At 67.9% G+C, this 17,588-nt stretch carries 16 protein-coding genes and 1 pseudogene; 8 read left to right on the top strand and 9 right to left on the bottom strand.

Features of this window, described 5'->3' with window-relative positions:
• Positions 1–12: 12 nt before the first annotated feature.
• Complete coding sequence (locus ACW173_RS05535; protein ID WP_492083874.1) at positions 13–1,806, top strand: ABC transporter ATP-binding protein; 1,794 nt, start codon at positions 13–15, stop codon at positions 1,804–1,806.
• Positions 1,807–1,847: 41 nt separating this feature from the next.
• Here ACW173_RS05535 and ACW173_RS05530 read toward each other — a convergent pair whose 3' ends face one another.
• Positions 1,848–3,632, bottom strand: a complete 1,785-nt coding sequence (locus ACW173_RS05530) for a DUF4153 domain-containing protein (RefSeq protein WP_492083873.1) — start codon at positions 3,630–3,632, stop codon at positions 1,848–1,850.
• Positions 3,633–3,763: 131 nt separating this feature from the next.
• Here ACW173_RS05530 and ACW173_RS05525 point away from each other — a divergent pair, with 131 nt between their 5' ends.
• A complete protein-coding gene (locus ACW173_RS05525) occupies positions 3,764–4,147 on the top strand; it encodes an iron chaperone (RefSeq protein WP_492083872.1) in 384 nt (127 codons plus the stop codon).
• On the opposite strand, the gene ppk2 is transcribed toward ACW173_RS05525, so the two are convergent.
• A complete protein-coding gene (gene ppk2, locus ACW173_RS05520) occupies positions 4,144–4,905 on the bottom strand; it encodes a polyphosphate kinase 2 (protein WP_492083871.1) in 762 nt (253 codons plus the stop codon). The two genes, ACW173_RS05525 and ppk2, sit on opposite strands and share 4 nt — an antisense overlap.
• Positions 4,906–4,951: 46 nt before the next feature.
• Between ppk2 and ACW173_RS05515 the strand changes: the two genes are divergently transcribed.
• Both ACW173_RS05515 and ACW173_RS05510 read left to right on the top strand, forming a co-directional pair.
• On the top strand, positions 4,952–5,668 hold the full coding sequence (locus tag ACW173_RS05515) for a 16S rRNA (uracil(1498)-N(3))-methyltransferase (protein ID WP_492083870.1): 717 nt from the start codon (positions 4,952–4,954) through the stop codon (positions 5,666–5,668).
• A 138-nt stretch (positions 5,669–5,806) separates the two neighbouring features.
• Entirely contained in the window at positions 5,807–7,168 is a 1,362-nt protein-coding gene (locus ACW173_RS05510; RefSeq protein ID WP_492083869.1) for a glutamate--cysteine ligase, read from the top strand.
• Positions 7,169–7,182: 14 nt separating this feature from the next.
• Here ACW173_RS05510 and ACW173_RS05505 read toward each other — a convergent pair whose 3' ends face one another.
• The gene (locus ACW173_RS05505; protein WP_492083868.1) at positions 7,183–7,344 is read right to left on the bottom strand and encodes a hypothetical protein; all 162 of its coding nucleotides are present in this window, start codon (positions 7,342–7,344) and stop codon (positions 7,183–7,185) included.
• A gap of 86 nt (positions 7,345–7,430) precedes the next feature.
• Positions 7,431–7,958 (bottom strand): DUF427 domain-containing protein, encoded by a 528-nt coding sequence (locus tag ACW173_RS05500; protein ID WP_492083867.1) that lies wholly within the window; start codon positions 7,956–7,958, stop codon positions 7,431–7,433.
• A 92-nt stretch (positions 7,959–8,050) separates the two neighbouring features.
• Here ACW173_RS05500 and ACW173_RS05495 point away from each other — a divergent pair.
• A pseudogene (locus ACW173_RS05495) lies at positions 8,051–8,119 on the top strand (hypothetical protein); the annotation flags it as partial.
• 53 nt (positions 8,120–8,172) lie between these two features.
• Positions 8,173–10,077 (top strand): peptide MFS transporter, encoded by a 1,905-nt coding sequence (locus ACW173_RS05490; protein ID WP_492083866.1) that lies wholly within the window; start codon positions 8,173–8,175, stop codon positions 10,075–10,077.
• A 132-nt stretch (positions 10,078–10,209) separates the two neighbouring features.
• Here the strand turns inward: ACW173_RS05490 and ACW173_RS05485 are convergent, their stop codons facing one another.
• Positions 10,210–12,270, bottom strand: a complete 2,061-nt coding sequence (locus ACW173_RS05485) for a TonB-dependent receptor plug domain-containing protein (protein WP_492083865.1) — start codon at positions 12,268–12,270, stop codon at positions 10,210–10,212.
• A gap of 195 nt (positions 12,271–12,465) precedes the next feature.
• Between ACW173_RS05485 and ACW173_RS05480 the strand changes: the two genes are divergently transcribed.
• Entirely contained in the window at positions 12,466–12,957 is a 492-nt protein-coding gene (locus ACW173_RS05480; protein WP_492083864.1) for a GNAT family N-acetyltransferase, read from the top strand.
• Positions 12,958–12,987: 30 nt separating this feature from the next.
• Here the strand turns inward: ACW173_RS05480 and tldD are convergent, their stop codons facing one another.
• From tldD to ACW173_RS05460, 4 genes are all read right to left on the bottom strand, one after another.
• Positions 12,988–14,418, bottom strand: coding sequence for a metalloprotease TldD (gene tldD / locus ACW173_RS05475; protein ID WP_492083863.1), 1,431 nt, complete (start codon positions 14,416–14,418; stop codon positions 12,988–12,990).
• A 72-nt stretch (positions 14,419–14,490) separates the two neighbouring features.
• Positions 14,491–15,309, bottom strand: coding sequence for a GIN domain-containing protein (locus ACW173_RS05470; protein WP_492083862.1), 819 nt, complete (start codon positions 15,307–15,309; stop codon positions 14,491–14,493).
• 18 nt (positions 15,310–15,327) lie between these two features.
• Entirely contained in the window at positions 15,328–15,891 is a 564-nt protein-coding gene (locus ACW173_RS05465) for a DUF1700 domain-containing protein (protein ID WP_492083861.1), read from the bottom strand.
• The gene (locus tag ACW173_RS05460) at positions 15,888–16,214 is read right to left on the bottom strand and encodes a PadR family transcriptional regulator (protein ID WP_492083860.1); all 327 of its coding nucleotides are present in this window, start codon (positions 16,212–16,214) and stop codon (positions 15,888–15,890) included. Before ACW173_RS05460 ends, ACW173_RS05465 begins: the two co-directional genes overlap by 4 nt.
• Positions 16,215–16,624: 410 nt before the next feature.
• Here ACW173_RS05460 and coxB point away from each other — a divergent pair, with 410 nt between their 5' ends.
• Entirely contained in the window at positions 16,625–17,563 is a 939-nt protein-coding gene (gene coxB / locus ACW173_RS05455) for a cytochrome c oxidase subunit II (RefSeq protein ID WP_492083859.1), read from the top strand.
• Positions 17,564–17,588 lie beyond the last annotated feature (25 nt).

Genomic DNA, 17,588 nt, shown 5'->3' with positions numbered 1-17,588 from the left:
ATCTCCCCGCCCATGACCGACGCGATCGAGGATGAAGACGAAACCGGCGCTCGCAAGCGCGCGCTGTCGAACCGCCAGGTGCTGGCCTTCGTGGCCCGTTTCTGGAAGCGGCGGCCGGTGCTGTTCGGCCTCGGCGTTTCACTGACCCTGGTGGCCATCGCCTTTGACCTGGCCCTGCCCTACGCCTCGGGCCATCTGGTGGATATCATCGGCAGCAGGCCGCGCGGCGACGTCGCCGCCTGGCGGGCGCTGGGGGTGTTCGTCGGCGTCTATTTCGCCTTCGCGGTGGTGCGCAACATCGCCCACCGGTTCTGGATCCCGCTGGCGGCCCGGAACATGGAGGAGATGACCAACGAGGGTTTCGCCAAGGTGCAGGCCTTCTCGTCGGACTGGCACGCCGACAGCTTCGCCGGCGCGACGGTGCGCAAGCTGACCCGGGCCATGTGGGGTTATGACAGCGTCACGGACGCCGTGACCATCTGGCTGGGTCCGGGGATCATCGTGCTGATCGGCCTGTCGATCGGCATGCTGCTGCGCCAGCCCCTGGCGGGCGCGATCTCGCTGATCGTGGTGGTGGCCTATCTGTCGGTGAACCTGTGGATCACCGAGCGGTACGTCCGGCCCAGCAACCTGCGCTCCAACGCCCTGGATTCGCGGATCGGCGGGGCCCTGGCCGACGCCGTGACCTCCAACCCGACCGTCAAGAGCTTCGGCGCGGAGCAGCGCGAGGCCGCGCGTCTGGCCGAGGTGACGGCGCAATGGCGCGACGCGGTGATGGTCACCTGGAGCCGCTTCACCGACGTCTGGCTGGGCCAGAACCTGCTGCTGGTGGTGCTGCAGGCCGGGCTGACGGGCGCGATGGTCTGGGGCTGGGCCAAGGGCACGGCCACGCCCGGCGACGTGGTCTTCGCCATCACCGCCTTCATGCTGATGAGCGGCTATCTGCGGAACCTGGGCGAAAACATCCGCATGCTGCAGAAGGGCATCGACGACACCGAGGACGTCGCGGCCTGGACGCGCCTGCAGCCGCAGATCGCCGACATTCCCGATGCGCCCGACTTCCAGCGGGGTCCCGGCAGCATTGAATTCAAGGACGTGACCTTCCGCTACAAGGCGGCGGGAGCGCCCCTGTACGACCACTTCTCCCTGAAGATCGCGCCCGGCGAGCGGGTGGCGCTGGTCGGGCCGACGGGCTCGGGCAAGTCGACCTTCGTCAAGCTGGTCCAGCGGCTGCACGACCTGCAGGACGGCGCGATCGTCATCGACGGCCAGGACGTCTCGCGGGTCAGCCAGGCGTCCCTGCGCCGCGCCATCGCGGTGGTGCCGCAGGACCCGGCCCTGTTCCATCGGTCCTTGCTCGAGAACATCGCCTATGGCCGCCCCGGCGCCACGCGCGAAGAGGTCGAGGCGGCGGCGAAGAAGGCCAAGGCCCACGACTTCATCCTGCGCCTGCCCCAGGGCTACGACACCCTGGTCGGCGAGCGCGGCGTCAAGCTGTCGGGCGGCGAGCGCCAGCGGGTGGCCATCGCCCGCGCCTTCCTGACCGACGCGCCGATCCTGGTCCTGGACGAGGCGACCTCGTCGCTGGACGTCGAGACCGAGGGCCAGGTGCAGGCCGCGGCGGAGGCGCTGATGGACGGCCGGACGACGATCGTCATCGCCCACCGCCTGTCGACCGTGCGCGGCGCCGACCGCATCCTGGTCTTCCAGGGCGGCCGCGTCGTCGAGGAAGGCCGCCATGCCGAACTGGCGGCCAGCGGCGGAGTCTATGCCAGGCTCAACGCCATCAGCGCCGGGGTGGCGTAGAGCCTGATAAACAGGCTCTACAGTTAAAAAGATTGAGCGCGCTAACGCGCTCGCGGCGGGCGGATATCCGTCGGCAGCCACACGCCGGGTTTGTTGGTGACGCTGCCGTTGCAGCCGTCGCCGGTGGGGGCCAGCACCAGCCGCTGGTCGCCGACCAGCAGGTCGCGGCGCGCGGTCGGCTCCTCGGTCCGCACGGCGCCGGCCTTCAGCGCCGCGTCGATGTCGAGACCGGGGCAGGACGAGCCGGCCTGGGCGATCCGCCGCCAGCCGTGGTCGGTGGACTTGAAGACGTCGAAGCTGCCGCCGCTGGCCAGCAGCACCTCGTCGGCGCCGTCGCCATCGATGTCCAGCACCAGGGCCGCGCACTGCATGCCGGCGAAGGTGCAGACCGCGTCGGAGTCGTTGGCGGTCCAGTCCTGGGCGCGGAAGCTGTCGGGTAGCGCCTTGCCGGCCGGATAGACCTTCATGTTGCCGAAGTCCGGCCCGCGGTTGGCGGGAGCGTAGGTCTTCTCCTTCATCGCCACGGCGTCGGCGGCGCGCTTGGCGATGTCGGGGTTCTTGTCGGACTTCAGCCGGTCCAGGGCCTCGCGGCCGTAGCGACCGCTGTCGAAGCGCAGGAACTGATAGTCGAACTTGTCGGGCGCGACCTTGCCGGCCTCCAGGCGCTGGGCCTGGCTGTTCACCGACAGGCGGGCCGGATCGGCGATCGGGGTGAACAGGGCGACCAGCAGCACGACCGCGACCACCGCCATGGCCAGGTTGGTCGGCTCCAGCGTCTTCATCCAAGAGCCGGGACGGATCGCGGCGACCGCGTAGCCCAGGGCGTAGCCGGCGGCGACCACGACGAAGGCGGCGGCGAACACCCGCTCGGGCGTCAGGCCGTACTGGTCGACGCGCAGATAGAGGGCGTAGCTGGCCAGGATGGCGATCGGGATCAGCAGCGCCCCTGCGATCCGCGCGGCCCAGCGCAACACGACGGGGCCGGGCTCGGTCCCATCCTGGTACGCGGCGTTGATCAGCACGATCAGGTGGGCGGCGGCCGACAGCAGGAGCGCCGTGGCGGCCTTGGTCTTCCAGAGCGGCGCGAGGCCCGTGAACGGCAGGCTGGCCAGGAAGCCGGCCGCGATCAGGGTCATCAGCGGCAGCAGCCAGGCGAGCAGGGTCAGGGCGACGCCGCGCACGCCGCGCACCAGGCCGGCGCGGACATCGGTCAGCTGCACGGCGGCGGCGAACATCACGCAGGTGGCCGGCATGGCGAAGGCCGCCTCGTTGGTCAGCTTCTGGATGGCGTCGATGCCGATCAGCTTGAAGAGGGCTCCGCCCAGCGCGATCACGATCCAGAACACGCCGGTGAAGGCGATCGACAGCGCCAACTGGACGCCATGCATCCAGGCCAGGTCGAAGTAGTCCGCGTAAGGCGCCACCGGCTTGCGGGCCGCCTCGGCCGGCTGGATCAGGTGGTGGGCGATGAACAGCAGGGCCGCCACGGCGGGGAACACCGCCGGCGACAGGGCGCCCGCGCCGATCCGGCCGGGCGCGGCTCCGGTCCAGGCGGCGTGGACCGCCAGCACGGCGGCCAGGACAACGGCGATCCCGCTCCAGACGATCAGCGGCAGGCGGCGCATGGCCGACAGCCCGCCCAACGCGATCAGCGGGACCATCAGCACGCAGACCAGCAGCGGCGCGAACAGCAGCGGCTGGGTGGCCGGCCAGGTCTTGGTGTCGTCGGCATGGTGCAGCAGGAACAGCAGCACGCCCTGGGCGAGGCCGATCGCCAGTCGCGTCACGGCGGCGGTGCGAACCGTCTTGGCGTCAGTCGCGTCCATGCGGGCGTTTCTCTCCGTTTCGGGGACAGCACCATGCTAACGCACCGTTGTGAAGCTGCGTGTCGGGATCGGGACTTTTCGAACGTCCTGGTTTCGTGGCCGGATGGGCCGCGTTCTCGGAGGATCTCGCGATGATGAAGCCGCCCGCCGCCTCGATCGACGACTACCTGGCCAAGCTGCCGGCCGACCAGCGCGCGGCGCTGGAGACCTTGCGCGGCCAGATCCAGGCGCTGGCGCCGGAGGCCGAGGAGGCGATCAGCTACGGCCTGCCGACCTTCAAGCTGAAGGGGAACCTGGTCCACTTCGGCGCGGCCGCCAAGCACTGCGCCTTCTATCCGGGGGCGCTGATCAGCCAGTTCGCCGATCGGCTGAAGGGTTTCGAGACCGCCAAGGGCACGATCCGCTTCCAGCCCGACGCGCCGCTGCCGCCGGACCTGATCCGCGACATCGTCCAGCATCGCATCGCCGAGAACCTGGAGATCGCCGCCGAGCGCGCGGCGCGGAAGAAGCGTTAGCGGGCCAGTCGCCCGTCCTCCAGCGCCGCCGGCTCGAACGAGAAGATGACGCTGGGGTCCGGCTTGGCCACGCCCTTGGCCAGCTTCTTGTCGCCGGCCGCGTGCAGCAGCCAGCGGATGACATTGAGCCGGGCGGCCTTCTTGTGGTCGGCGCGCACGCAGATCCACGGCGCGATGTCGCTGTGGGTGCGCATCAGCATCTCGTCGCGGGCCTTGGTGTAGTCGTCCCACCTGTCCTGGGCGACCTTGTCGAGATCACTGGTCTTGAAGGCCTTCAGCGGATCCTCGCGGCGGGCCTTCAGGCGCTGGGCCTGCTCCTCGCGGCTGATATCCAGCCAGAACTTGACGTAGCGCAGGCCGTTCTCGACCAGCATCCGCTCGAAAGCCGGCACGTCACGCAGGAATTGCTCCTGCTGCTCGGGGCTAGAGAAGTCCATCACGCGCTCGACCCCCGCCCGGTTGTACCAGGAGCGGTTGAAGATCACCGCCTCGCCGCAGGCCGGCAGATAGTCGACATAACGCTGGAAGTACCACTCGCTGCGTTCGCGCTCGGTCGGCTTGGGCAGGGCGACGACGGTGGTGGCGCGCTTGGACAGGTGCTCGGTGACCCGGGCGATCGTGCCGTCCTTGCCGGCCGAGTCGCGGCCCTCGAAGATCACCAGGATCTTCCAATTGTCCTTGATCGCCTTCTGCTGCATCGCGATCAGGGCGAGCTGCAGTTGCATGAGTTCGTTGTCGTAATCGTCGTGCTTGCTCATTGGCTGAGCCTACCCCCGGAAAGAAGAGTTGCGCTAGAAGGACGAAATGATCCGCCTTTTCGTTCCCAATGACCTCTCCGCCGGCGTCGGCGTCGTCCCGACCGTCGACCAGTCGCGCTACCTGACCTCGGTCATGCGCCTGGGCGTCGGAGCCGAGCTCCTGCTGTTCAACGGCCGCGACGGCGAGTGGCGGGCGACCATCGTCGAGGCCACCAAACGTGGCTGCCTGCTGAAGACCGAGGAACAGACCCGTCCGATGGAGGCCGGTCCGGACCTCGACCTGATCGTCGCCATGGTCAAGCGCGGCCGGGTCGAGACCATCGTCGAGAAGGCCGCCGAGCTGGGCGCGCGCCGGGTGCGGCTGACCATCACGCGGCGGACGAACGTCGACTTCGTCAAGCTGGGGCGCCTGGACGCCATCGCCATGGAGGCCGCCGAGCAGACCGGGCGCCTGGACGTGCCGCGGGTCGCCGACCCCGAGAAGCTGGACAAGATCCTGGACGACTGGGATCCGGCCCGGCGCCTGGTGTTCTGCGATGAGGGCGGCGACGCCAAGCCGGTGATCGAGGCGGTGGCCGGGACCAGCGCGCCGGCCGCCATCCTGATTGGTCCCGAAGGCGGTTTCGCCCCCGAGGAACGCGAGCGCCTGCGGGGCCTTTCCTTCGTCACGCCGGTGTCTCTGGGGCCGCGCATCCTGCGCGCCGACACGGCCGCGATCTCGGCCATGACGCTGTGGCAGGCGGCCGTCGGAGACTGGCGATAGAAATATATGCTCAAGGTGACCCCTTGAGGTTCGTAAAGAAAACGCCCAACTGGGCGTGACCGATTAGTATAGCCGTCGGTGGAGAGAATGGGCCCTCTCCTCCCTCAGCATCGCAACCCCTGGGGAGGGACGGCTTGCATGGCCGACACCGCTAGCGTCCAAGAGCGTCAACTGACGCTCGCCGATCTGACCGACTATTTCGCCCAAGGGTCCAAGCCCAAGGAGGCCTTCCGCGTGGGGGCCGAGCACGAGAAGTTCGGCTTCTACCTGGGCTCTCACGCCCCCGTTCCATACGACGGCGACAAGGGCGTCCACGCCCTGCTGACGGGGCTGCGGCGCTTCGGCTGGAAGCCGGTCATGGAAGGCGAGGTCATCATCGGCCTCGAGCGCAACGGCGCCAATGTCAGCCTGGAGCCGGGCGGCCAGTTCGAGCTGTCGGGCGCGCCGCTGGCGACCATGCACGACATCTGCGACGAGACCGGCCAGCACCTGGACGAGGTCAAGACCGTCGCCGACGAGCTGGGCCTGGGCTTCCTGGGCTTGGGCTTCTCGCCGGTGTGGAAGCGCGCGGACGTGCCGATCATGCCCAAGGGCCGGTACGTGATCATGCGCGAGTACATGCCCAAGGTCGGCAACCTTGGCCTGGACATGATGCTGCGCACCTGCACGGTGCAGGCCAATCTGGACTTCTCCAGCGAAGCCGACATGGTCGCCAAGTTCCGTATGAGCCTGGCCCTGCAGCCGATCGCCACGGCGCTGTTCGCCAATTCTCCGTTTACGGAAGGCAAGCCGAACGGCTTCCTGTCGGCTCGCGCCAACGTCTGGACCGACACCGATCCCAACCGCACGGGCCTGCTCGACTTCGTGTTCGAGGACGGCTTCGATTTCGAGCGCTATGCTCGCTACGCCCTCGACGTGCCGATGTATTTCGTCAAGCGCGGCGACAAGTATATCGACGTCGCCGGCCGGTCGTTCCGCGACTTCATCGAGGGCAAGCTGCCCGAGCTGCCCGGCGAGATCGCCACGATGAAGGACTGGGCCGATCACACGACCACGGCCTTCCCGGAAGTACGCCTGAAGACCTATCTGGAGATGCGCGGCGCCGACGCCGGCCCCTGGAGCCGTCTGTGCGCCCTGCCGGCGCTGTGGACCGGCGTGTTCTACGACGACGCGGCCCTGGCCTCGGCCTGGGACCTCTGCAAGCACTGGACACTCGAGGACCGCGAGGGCCTGCGCCGCGACGTGCCCAAGCTGGGCCTGAAGGCCAAGGTCGCTGGCCGCGCCGTGCGGGACGTGGCCAAGGACTTCGTGGCCATCGCCAAGTCCGGCCTGAAGAACCGCGCTCATATCAATGGCGGTTTCCTGGACGAGACCATCTATCTGGGCGAGCTGGAACAGATCGCCGACAGCGGCATCACCCCGGCCGAGCGCTTGCTATCGCTCTACAACGGCGAATGGCGGGGCGACATCAGCCGCGTCTTCACCGACTGCGCCTACTGAGCAGGCGGGCGGACCTAAAGGATCGCCCGCACGCCGGCGATGATGCCGACCCATAGGCTGATGGTCGCCGCCAAGGCGAACAGGCGGCCCCAGGCGAGCTTGCGCTGGGCCAAAGGAACCTGGATTTGGGTCGTCGTCGCGTGAACAGCGTCCGTCCGATAGGAGACGTAGGCCATGGTTTCCTCCGCGCCCCTCTGATGGGAGCTAGACCGGTATGGTCACGCTCCCAGCGGTTAACGCGGGCTTAAGCCCGAGCTTGATCCTACAGCGACCCCGTGCCGCGGTAGGGTTGGTCGACATCGGGCTCGATCTGATCCGGATCAGGCATGTCGACATTGGGCGGCCATCGCTCCGCCTGGCTGGACCCGGAACCGCTGTCGGTATGGCGCACCACGTCGTCGACGTTGACGGCTTCCGTCTCGGCCGCCGTGCGCTCGCCCAGCTGGAACTCGACGTGCTCGGGATAGAAGGCCACGCGGTCGCCGATCTGGCCGACCGACGGATACGGGTCCTCGTAGGACCAGACCGCGTTCTCGATCAGCTGGGCGTCGCGATAGATGGTGAAGTAGCTGGCGTCGCCCTTGTAGGGGCAGTGGGTCACCTTGTCGGTGCGGCGCAGGAAAGCCATGCGCACGTCGTCGCGCGGGAAGTAGAAGACGGCCGGATAGTTGGCCTCCTTCAGCACCAGCACGTCGTCGCTGTCGGCGATCTCGTGGCCTTCGAACAACACCCGCACCGTGTTCGGCGCGCGGGTGATGGTGATGGGGTGGCTCTCGTCGGGGATCTTCATGGGGCGCTCCCGCCAGAAAAGGGTTCGCCATGCAAACGCACGAGGCGACCGCCAAGCTTCATGCCCTAGATCGGAACGCGAAACCTGTCCGGCAAGCCGTTGCTTGTGAAACCGCCGTGCGCGTGATCTTCTCCCCGCCAAATTGGGGCCGGCGGGGATGATTTGACCACTGGGGGGTCCGTCCGCGCCACTCGTTACGTTTCAAGGCTAGCGTATGAACATCGTTATCGCCGCGGGCATCCTGGTCACGCTCGTGACCGGCATTCCCGTCCTTGTGCAGCTGCTCAGAGGCCACCCGCGCGGCCTGATCATCTGCTTTCTGGCCGAGATGTGGGAGCGGTTCTCCTACTACGGCATGCGGGGCCTGCTGATCTTCTACCTGACCCAGCATTTCCTGTTCGACCCCAAGGTCGCCAGCGGCCACTACGGCTCCTACACCTCGCTGGTCTATATCGTGCCCCTGCTGGGCGGCTTCCTGGCCGACCGTTATCTGGGCACCCGCAAGGCGGTGGCGTTCGGCGCGATCCTGCTGGTGGCCGGCCACCTGGCCATGGCCGTCGAGGGCAAGCCGGCCGTTCAGACCCTGACCTATGCCGGCCAGACCTATGAGTTCCAGGCCGAGGGCCGGGGCGAGACGCGCGTGGCCAAGATGATCGTCGCGGGCAAGCCCTACGACGTCACGGCGACCGAGGCGGGCGACTTCACGGTCAAGAACCTGCCGGCCGACGCGGGCCTGCCCGCCGTGCTGCCCAAGGGCGCGTACAAGCTGGACGTCAAAGACCGCGACCCGATGTACCTGAACATTTTCTGGCTGGCCCTGTCGCTGATCATCGTCGGCGTCGGCTTCATGAAGTCGAACGTCGCGGCCCTGGTCGGGCAGCTCTATCCGCAGGGCGATCCGCGCCGCGATCCGGGCTTCACCCTCTACTATTTCGGCATCAACCTGGGCTCGTTCTGGGCCTCGATCCTGTGCGGCATCCTGGGCGTCAACGTCGGCTGGTGGGCCGGCTTCGGCGCGGCGGGTCTGGGGATGCTGGCCGGCTTCGTGATCTTCGTGCTGGGCAAGCCCTGGCTGCTGGGTCGTGGCGAGCCGCCGGAAGGCGCGAAGCTGAAGGAAAAGGTCGCCGGCCCGATCACCCGCGAGGTGGTGATCTATGGCGTCTCGCTGTTGGCCGTGGCGGCGGTGTTCCTGGTCGTCCAGCGCACGCCGGTGGTCAATGTCACCCTGCTGGCCGGCATGTTCGGCTCGCTGGGCTATATCCTGTGGGTCGCCTTCGCCAAGTGCGAGAAGGTCGAACGCGAACGTCTCCTGCTGGCCACGGTGCTGGTGCTGGGAGCGGTGGTGTTCTGGACCCTGTTCGAACAGGCCGGTTCTTCGCTGAACCTGTTCGCGGCGACCAACGTCAACCTGACCCTGATCTCCAAGCCGATCGAATGGTTCGGCGGTTCGGTGGTGCTGGGCTCACCCGCCCAGCTGACCGCCGCCGGCATCTCGACGGTCGGCAAGTTCTGGGTCAACACCGACTTCAACGCCGCCCAGACCCAGGCCATCAACGCCGGCTGGATCCTGATCTTCGCTCCGGTCTTCGCCGCTCTCTGGACGCTTCTGACCGCGCGCGGGATCAACCCGAACCCGATGATCAAGTTCGGCCTGTCGCTGATCCAGGTCGGGGCCGGCTTCCTGATCCTGCTGGTCGGGGCTCAGTTCGCCGACGGCGCCTTCAAGATGCCGCTGATCTTCCTGGTGCTGATGTACATGCTGCACACGGGCGGCGAGATGTGCATGTCGCCGGTCGGCCTGTCGCAGATGACCAAGCTGTCGCCGCTGCACATGGTCTCGTTCGTGATGGCCGTCTGGTACATGGCGCTGGCCATGGCCAATCTGTTCGGCGGCTGGATCGCCGCCATCGCCGCCACCGAGACGATCGGCGGGCAGGTCCTGAACCCCGCCGCCGCCATGGCTCAGTCGCTGCTGGTCTTCAAGATCATCGGCCTGGCCGCCATCGGCCTGGGCGTGGTGTTCCTGATCCTGTCTCCGCTCCTGAAGAAATGGTCGCACGGCGCCGACGAGACCGATCCGCAACCGATCGCGGACTCGACGGTCACGGGTCAGGCCTAAGCCAGGCCCAAATGAAAGAAGGGCCCCGGCGGTTTGCCCGGGGCCCTTCACGAGGCGTGGAGGGGCCACGCCTCACCTTCGGGTGGGACGGTCTCGGGGGTGGCTCAAACCGCCCGAGACCGTTTCCGTTCCCTACCCAAAGCTCTTGCGCACCTTGATGAACAGGTACGGCTCGAACGGCAGCTCGCGCTGTTCGACCTGGGTGACGACGCCAGTTCCCCGGCCGCCGGCATAGATCTCCCGCGTGCGGATCTTGTGCCGACTGGTCCAGTTGGCCAGCTCGGTGCGAATGGTCAGGTCCTTGCGCGGCCGCCACTCGAAGAAGCCTTCCACCCACTGCTCGAACCGGAAGGTGCGCACCTCGCCGACGCGGTAGTAACGCTGCTCGTTCGGGCAGAAGGTGATCACGCCCCAGCTCCACTTGCCGCCCGGCATGTCGCGCGTAAAGCGCACGTCGCAGGTGAACGGCGTCTGGGCCGAGATGCGGCGCTTGCCGTGGGTGACGGGGTCGGTGACCTCGCTTTGCGCCCACGAGGCCCGCATCTTCAACTGGCCGCCGCTGACGCCCAGCTTGTCGGTCGGCAGGGTCAGGTTGACCTGGTAGAAGTCGCTCGTCCCGTTGCCGATATTGCCCGGCGCCTCGAACACCTTGTTGATCGGGATGACGTCGACCACGTCCTGGATCTGCGCGTGACGCCACAGCAGCACCAGGGCGCCGCCGCCCCAGAAGCGCTTTTCCCAAGCCGTCTCCAGCACCCACTTGCGCTCGGGCGCCAGGTCGGGATTGCCGGCGTCCACGGTGCCTGTCTCGACGCCCGCCGACGAGACGAAATCGCCGAAGTCCAACTGGCCGACCTCGCGCTCGACCCGCACCCGCAGCTGGTCGGTCGTCGTCGGCGACCAGGTCGCGAGCAGCCGGGGCTTGGGATAGAAAAACCGCCTGGAGAGGTCGGTGTCGCCGCTCTGGCTGATCTTCGAGACCTCCAGACGCGCCCCGGCCTCGACGTTCAGCTTGGGGCTGGCCCGCCAGATCGCCTTGCCCGACAGCTCGCCGCGCAGCTCCTCGACCTTGACCTGGGCGGCGGGCAAGGGGATGGCGACGCTGTTCTCGAAATAGCGCGTGTCGCCGTCCAGGACGTTGTAGGCGCCCTCGAGCCCGGCCTCGAACGACAGGCTGTCGCCGCGGCGATGACGCAGTTCCGAGCGGAGAATAGTCTCGCCGGTGTCGGTGCGTGACCTGTAGTCCACGAACAGGCGCGGATCCTCGAAGGTCGAGCCGTAGATCTCGCGGTTGATGTTCTGCAGCACGACCAGCTGCAGGTCCGAGCGGGCCGACAGGCCGCGGTCGAAACGGGCGCCGAACTCGCCCGACCAGTTGTGCAGCTTCTCGCCGGTGACCTCGCGGCCGGGAGCGGGGAACACCCGCGTGGCTGTGACGTCGCGATCGTAGCCGAAATATTCGAGCTTGGCGTTGACCCGCGCCTTGCCGCCCAGGCTCGGCCGCTGCGCCGCGCCGCGCAGCACGTAGTTGTAGATGGTGTCGTAGCCCTTCAGGGCGTCCTTGGCGGTCGGCGCGCCCTTGCCGTCGGTGCGCAGGCGCACGCCGCCGTCGAAGGTGTTGTCGGTGCGGTCCTGGGTGGCCTTCAGCGAGCCTTCCAGCGCGTGGTCGCCCTCGCGGCGCGAGCCTTCCAGCTCGATGATCGGGCCGAACAGGCCATCCGGATAGACATAGGTCTGGACGTTGATGACCTTCTGCACCTGGACCGTGCGCTTGAGCACGATGTTGGCCATCACCGTGCGGCCCTGCATGTCGACGCCCGGCGCGCCGCCGCGGATCAGGTCGATGCGCTCGACGGTCGGGGCCGCGATGCGGCGCAGCATGTCCTCCAGCGATTCGTTCTTGGTGGTCGGGCGCTCGCCGTTGATCAGCACATTGCCGGCCGCGCCCGCGAAGCCCCTGACATTGTCGCCCTGCTCCAGGTTGAAGCCTGGCAGGCGGGTGATCATGTCCAGCGCCGTGCTGGGCTGGGCGGCGGCGAAGAACTCGGGCGCATAGGGGATGACGCCGCGCTGGGTCGGGTCGGCGTCCTGCGCCGCCGGGATGGGGGCGGCCAGGTCGGCGGTCGCGACCGGCGGATCCGCATCGAGCGGGGCCATGCTCGCCAAGGCCATGATCAGCACGCTTGCCAGCATCGCGGTCGTCCCCTTGGAGGCCCTCCCCAGGGCCTTCGTTCTGCCGGGGCAACGTGGCCGTGGGCGCGGCGCGTTGAAAGTTACAAGCGTGAAATGTGGATTAAATCGCGGACACGTTGCCAGTGATCACTGTCGCGGGCCGGCTTGCGGCCAGGCTCGCGCAGCCCTAGGTGCTCATCCCTTGGGGAGACCGACATGACCGTGACGTCGCTGACGACGAACGACCTGGCCGGCGCGGACGGCGCGGCCCTGCTGGCGCTGAACAACGCCCATGCGGTGGAGCTGTCGTGGCTGGAGCCCGAGCGCCTGGCGCACCTGGTGGATCAGGCCTTCGTCGCCCGCCGCGTCGGCGTGGCCGACGCCCTGCTGCTGACCTTCGACCAGGCGGCCGACTACGACAGCGTCAACTATCTGTGGTTCCGCGAGCGTTACCCCGCCTTCGTCTATGTCGACCGGGTGGTGGTGGCCGACAGCGCGCGGGGCAGGGGTCTGGCGCGGGCGCTCTATGACGACCTGTTCGTGGCGGCCAAGGCGGCGGGGCACGAGCGGATCGTCTGCGAGGTCAATTCCGATCCGCCCAACCCGGCGTCGGACAGGTTCCACGCGGCGCTGGGGTTCGTGACCGTGGGCGCGGCGGCGATCCATGGCGGCAAGAAGACGGTCACCTACCTGGAGCGCCTTCTCTAATTCCGATTTCGCCGGGGAAAAGGATAGTGGTTAAACCGCCGTCCCGCCCACGGTCAGCCCGGTGATCTTCAGGCTCGGCTGGCCAACACCCACCGGCACGCCCTGACCGGACTTGCCACACACCCCGATGCCGGGGTCGAAGGCGAAGTCGTTGCCGATCATGGTCACGCGGGTCAGGGCCGACGGACCGTCGCCGATCAGCGTGGCGCCCTTCACGGGCGCGGTGATCTTGCCGTCCTCGACCAGATAGGCCTCGGTGCACTGGAAGACGAACTTGCCGTTGGTGATGTCGACCTGGCCGCCGCCGAAATTGGCGCAGTACAGGCCGCGCTTCAGCGAAGCGATCATCTCCCGCGGATCGTCGTCGCCGGCCAGCATGCCGGTGTTGGTCATCCGCGGCATCGGCATGTGGGCGTAGGACTGGCGGCGACCGTTGCCGGTGGCCTTCATGCCCATCAGGCGCGCGCTCATCCGGTCGTGCATGTAGCCGACCAGGATCCCATCCTCGATCAGCACGGTGCGTTCGGTGGGGGTGCCCTCGTCATCGACGGTCAGCGAACCCCGGCGACCGGCCAGCGAGCCGTCGTCGAACACGGTGACGCCCTTGGCGGCCACGCGTTCGCCGATGCGGCCCGAGAAGGCGCTGATGCCCTTGCGGTTGAAGTCACCTTCCAGGCCGTGGCCGACGGCCTCGTGCAGCAGCACGCCGTTCCAGCCCGGGCCCAGGACCACGTCCATCTCGCCGGCCGGGCAGGCGACGGCGTCGAGGTTCACCAGCGCCATGCGCAGGGCCTCTTCGACCTGGCCCTGCCACCTGTCGGGGCTGATCCAGGCCGAGAAGCCGGCGCGGCCGCCGGCGCCGGACGAACCCGTTTCGCGCCGGCCGTCCTTCTCGACGGTGACCTGGACATTGACCCGCACCAGCGGGCGTACGTCGCGGATCAGCTTGCCGTCGGCGCGCAGGATCTCGACCACGCGGCGCTCGCCGGCCATCGAGGCCATGACCTGGACGACGCGCGGGTCGCGGGCGCGGGCGAAGGCGTCGATCTCCTGGAGCAGGCTGACCTTGTCGGAGAAGTCGGGCGAACTGACGGGGTTGTCCTCGCCGTACAGCTTTTCGTTGGTGGAGCGGGGACCTTCGGCCGAGACGCCGGCGTGGCCGCGCTTGGCCAGGCTGGCCGAATCGGCGGCGCGGCGGATGGCGGCCTCGGAGATCTCGGCGGCGTGGGCGTAGCCGGCCGTCTCGCCGGCCACCACGCGCAGGCCGAAACCCTCGCCGCTGTCGTAGGAGGCGCTCTTGAGGCGACCGTCATCGAAGACGAAGGCCTCGCTCTCGGAGCGTTCGAGGAACAGCTCGCCGTCGTCGGCGCCGGCCAGGGCCTCGCCAAGGATCGACTGGGCGCGGTCGCGATCGACGCCGGCGGCGTCCAAAAGGGAAGGGGCGGAGATGGGAGCGTTCATGGTCCTACAGGTAGGACTTCCGAGCGCATCCGTCACCCCGCCCCGTTGTCGCGCGTGTGTTCCGCGACCGGATCAGTACTCGCGGCGAACCTCGCCCGAGCCGGTGATCTCGCTGCTGACCGACTTGGGTTCGGTGCGCAGCTCGACGTCGCCGCTGCCGGAGATGTCGACCTTGGCCTTGTTGGTGGCGAAGATCGCGCCGCCGCCGCTGCCCGAGACGTCGACGACCGCGTCCTTGGCCTTCAGTTCCGTCAGATTGACGTAGCCCGAGCCGGAATTGTCGACCGCGATGGCCTCGACCCGGCCGGAGGCGTCGACGTCGCCGCTGCCGCTGACCGATACGGCGAAGGACGGGTGGTCGTACTTTCGGATATCGAGATCGCCCGAGCCGCGCACGTCGAACTTGGTGACGTCCGGCGCGACGACGGTGATCTTCACCCGATCGGAGTCGCTCTCGACTCGCAGGCCGAAGGAATCGATGGTCAGGCGATCATGGTCGATGTCGTCGCTGCCCTCCAGCCGGACGTGGCCGCCGTCGACGCGCAGGCGGTCGATATAGTCCTTGGGGCCAGAGGCCACGATCTTGGCCTCGGCGCCCTGGACGAAGACGACGTCCACCGGCAGGTCGATGACCAACTGGTCCTTGCCCGTCCAGGGGAAGGTGCGGTCGACGCCTGGCGCGGGGCGCTGGCCGGCGATCGTGACGCGGCGAGTCGACCGGATCACCTGGCCGTTGTCGCGGACGACGACGGTCTCGCCGCCGCCGTCGAACGGCAAGGTCCAGCCGTTCTTCATGATCTCCGGGCCGGCGATGGCCGCCACCCCCGCGAAGCAGCCGACGGCGAGCGCGAAGCTGGCCCCGGCGACGATGAGCGTATTGCGGATCAACATGGTCCCCTCCTCAGCCGCTCAGGCTTGTTCGATGGCCGGCTTCAGCAGCCGGTAGTGCAGGCGGGCGTACCAGACGACCGCGTTGAAGACCCCGATGGTCACCAGCGTCAGCAGGGCGCCGAGGCTGGTCGCCAGGCCCATCAGGCCCAGGCCCGCCAGGAAGGCGACGATCGGGCCGCCGGGCGGCCCGGTCAGCGGGCCGGCGGCGAAGACGAAGCCCCCGGCGATGAACATGGTCACCACGGCGACCAGGAACCCGAACAGCGCGCCCAGCACGCCCATCAGCAGGGGCAGCAGGATCATCACGTCCAGGGCGCCCAGGCCGATCAGGGCGATGACGGCGGCCATGGCGTTGGAAGGATTCTTCTTTTCCTCCCACTGCTTCAGGCCGTTCTCGGCGCGCATCTCGCGAGCCAGGCGGTCGGGATCGCCGAGGGCGGCGGCCGTCTCGGCTTCGCTGCGGCCGGCGGCTTGCGCGTCGGCGAAGTGGGCCTCGTGGTCGGCGACGATGTCGGCGATGGTGGTGACCGGCAGGCCGGCCAGGCCACGACGCAGGCGGGTGATGAACTCGGCGCGGGTCATGCGGCGGCTCCCACGATGTCGTTGACCGCGTTCGAGAAGGCGGTCCATTCGGCCTTCTGCTGTTCCAGGCTCTGGCGCCCCACCGCGGTCAGGCGGTAATATTTGCGCGGCGGACCGCTCTGGCTTTCCACCAGATAGGTCTCGACCAGGCCATCCGACTGCATGCGACGCATCAGCGGATAGATCGTCCCTTCCCCCATATCGATGTCCCTCGTCAGCCTGCTGGCGATCTCATAGGCGTAGCTGTCGGCGTGCGAGAGCAGGGCCAGCACGCACAGCGCCAGCACGCCTTTCTTCAGTTGAATTTCTATCGTTTCCGGCACGGCGTCCTTGCCTCCGTTGATGTGCCCTTGTACCGCCAGGTACTGTGCATCACAAGGTACCTATCAATGAACGATGCGTAATGTTTCGGGCGGTTCCGACGCACGTCCCGGCGCCGCTTCGCGGATCCTGTTGAGAGGCGCTCGCAACTGGGCCCGCCCTTGTGGCGATAACCGGACAATCCCATGTCGCACACGTGGTCTCTGGCGCTTGGCAACCGCTGGCGATGCGCGTATGCAGCCTCCGGACCGACCATCGGGCGGACTGGGCGTCGACGCGCGACTCACCTGTGAGCAGCATCGATCGCAGAGGGCCGGCCCGGGGGTCGTAATACGCAAAGTCGGCGCGGCGCGGTCTTGGATTCCCGTTTGGATCCAGGGCCAAATCGCCGCCGAAACGGGCCGTGAGGGATATGAAGGCGCAATTTTCGGGGATTCGGCGGATCATGTCGGGCGCGTCCGCGCTCGCCGCCACGATGATGTTCGCGGGGAACGCCCTCGCCGAGGATCTGCTGGGCCAGCCGACGCCGGGGGCGATCGACCTTCAGCCGGCCGCTTCCGAGCTGAAGCACCACGCGATCCAGTTCCATAACCTGGTCCTGATGCCGATCATCACGCTCATCACCTTGCTGGTGCTGGGCCTGCTGATCTGGATCGTGGTGCGCTACAACAAGAAAGCGAACCCGGTTCCAGCCAAGTTCAGCCACAACACCACGGTCGAGATCATCTGGACCCTCGTTCCGGTCCTGATCCTGATGGTCATCGCCATCTTCTCGTTCCGTCTGCTGTTCCACTACAACGACATGCCCAAGCCCTACATGACCGTGAAGGCCACGGGCTATCAGTGGTACTGGGGCTACGAGTATCCGGATCAGAAGATCAGCGAGATCGTGTCGCTGCCGCTGACCAAGGAACAGGCCGACGCCAAGAAGGTCCCGTACCTGCTGGCCGCCGACAAGGCGATGGTCGTCCCGGTCAACCAGGTGGTCCGCGTGCAGGTCACCGGCGCCGACGTGATCCACGCCTTCGCGCTGCCGGCGTTCGGTCTGAAGACCGACGCCATCCCGGGCCGCCTGAACGAAACCTGGTTCAAGGCCGAGAAGGTCGGCGTCTACTACGGCCAGTGCTCGGAACTGTGCGGTGTCGATCACTCGAACATGCCGATCGAGATCCAGGTCGTGACCCAGGCCCAGTTCGACGCGTGGGTTAAGGAAAAGGTCGCGCCGCCGGCTCCGGCCGCCGCGCCCGCCGCGCCAGGGGCTGCTGCTCCTGACGCCGCGGCGACCCCCGCCTCGGCTCCCGCCGCCCCCGCTTCCGCTCCGGCCGCGGCTCCCGCCGCGCCGGCGGCCTAAGAATACGATCGTAGGATAGAAGTCC

The sequence above is a fragment of the Caulobacter sp. ALps2 genome (genome assembly GCF_058681635.1).
Note: the sequence above shows the minus strand (reverse complement) of the source record. Positions and strands in the feature narration are given on the sequence as shown.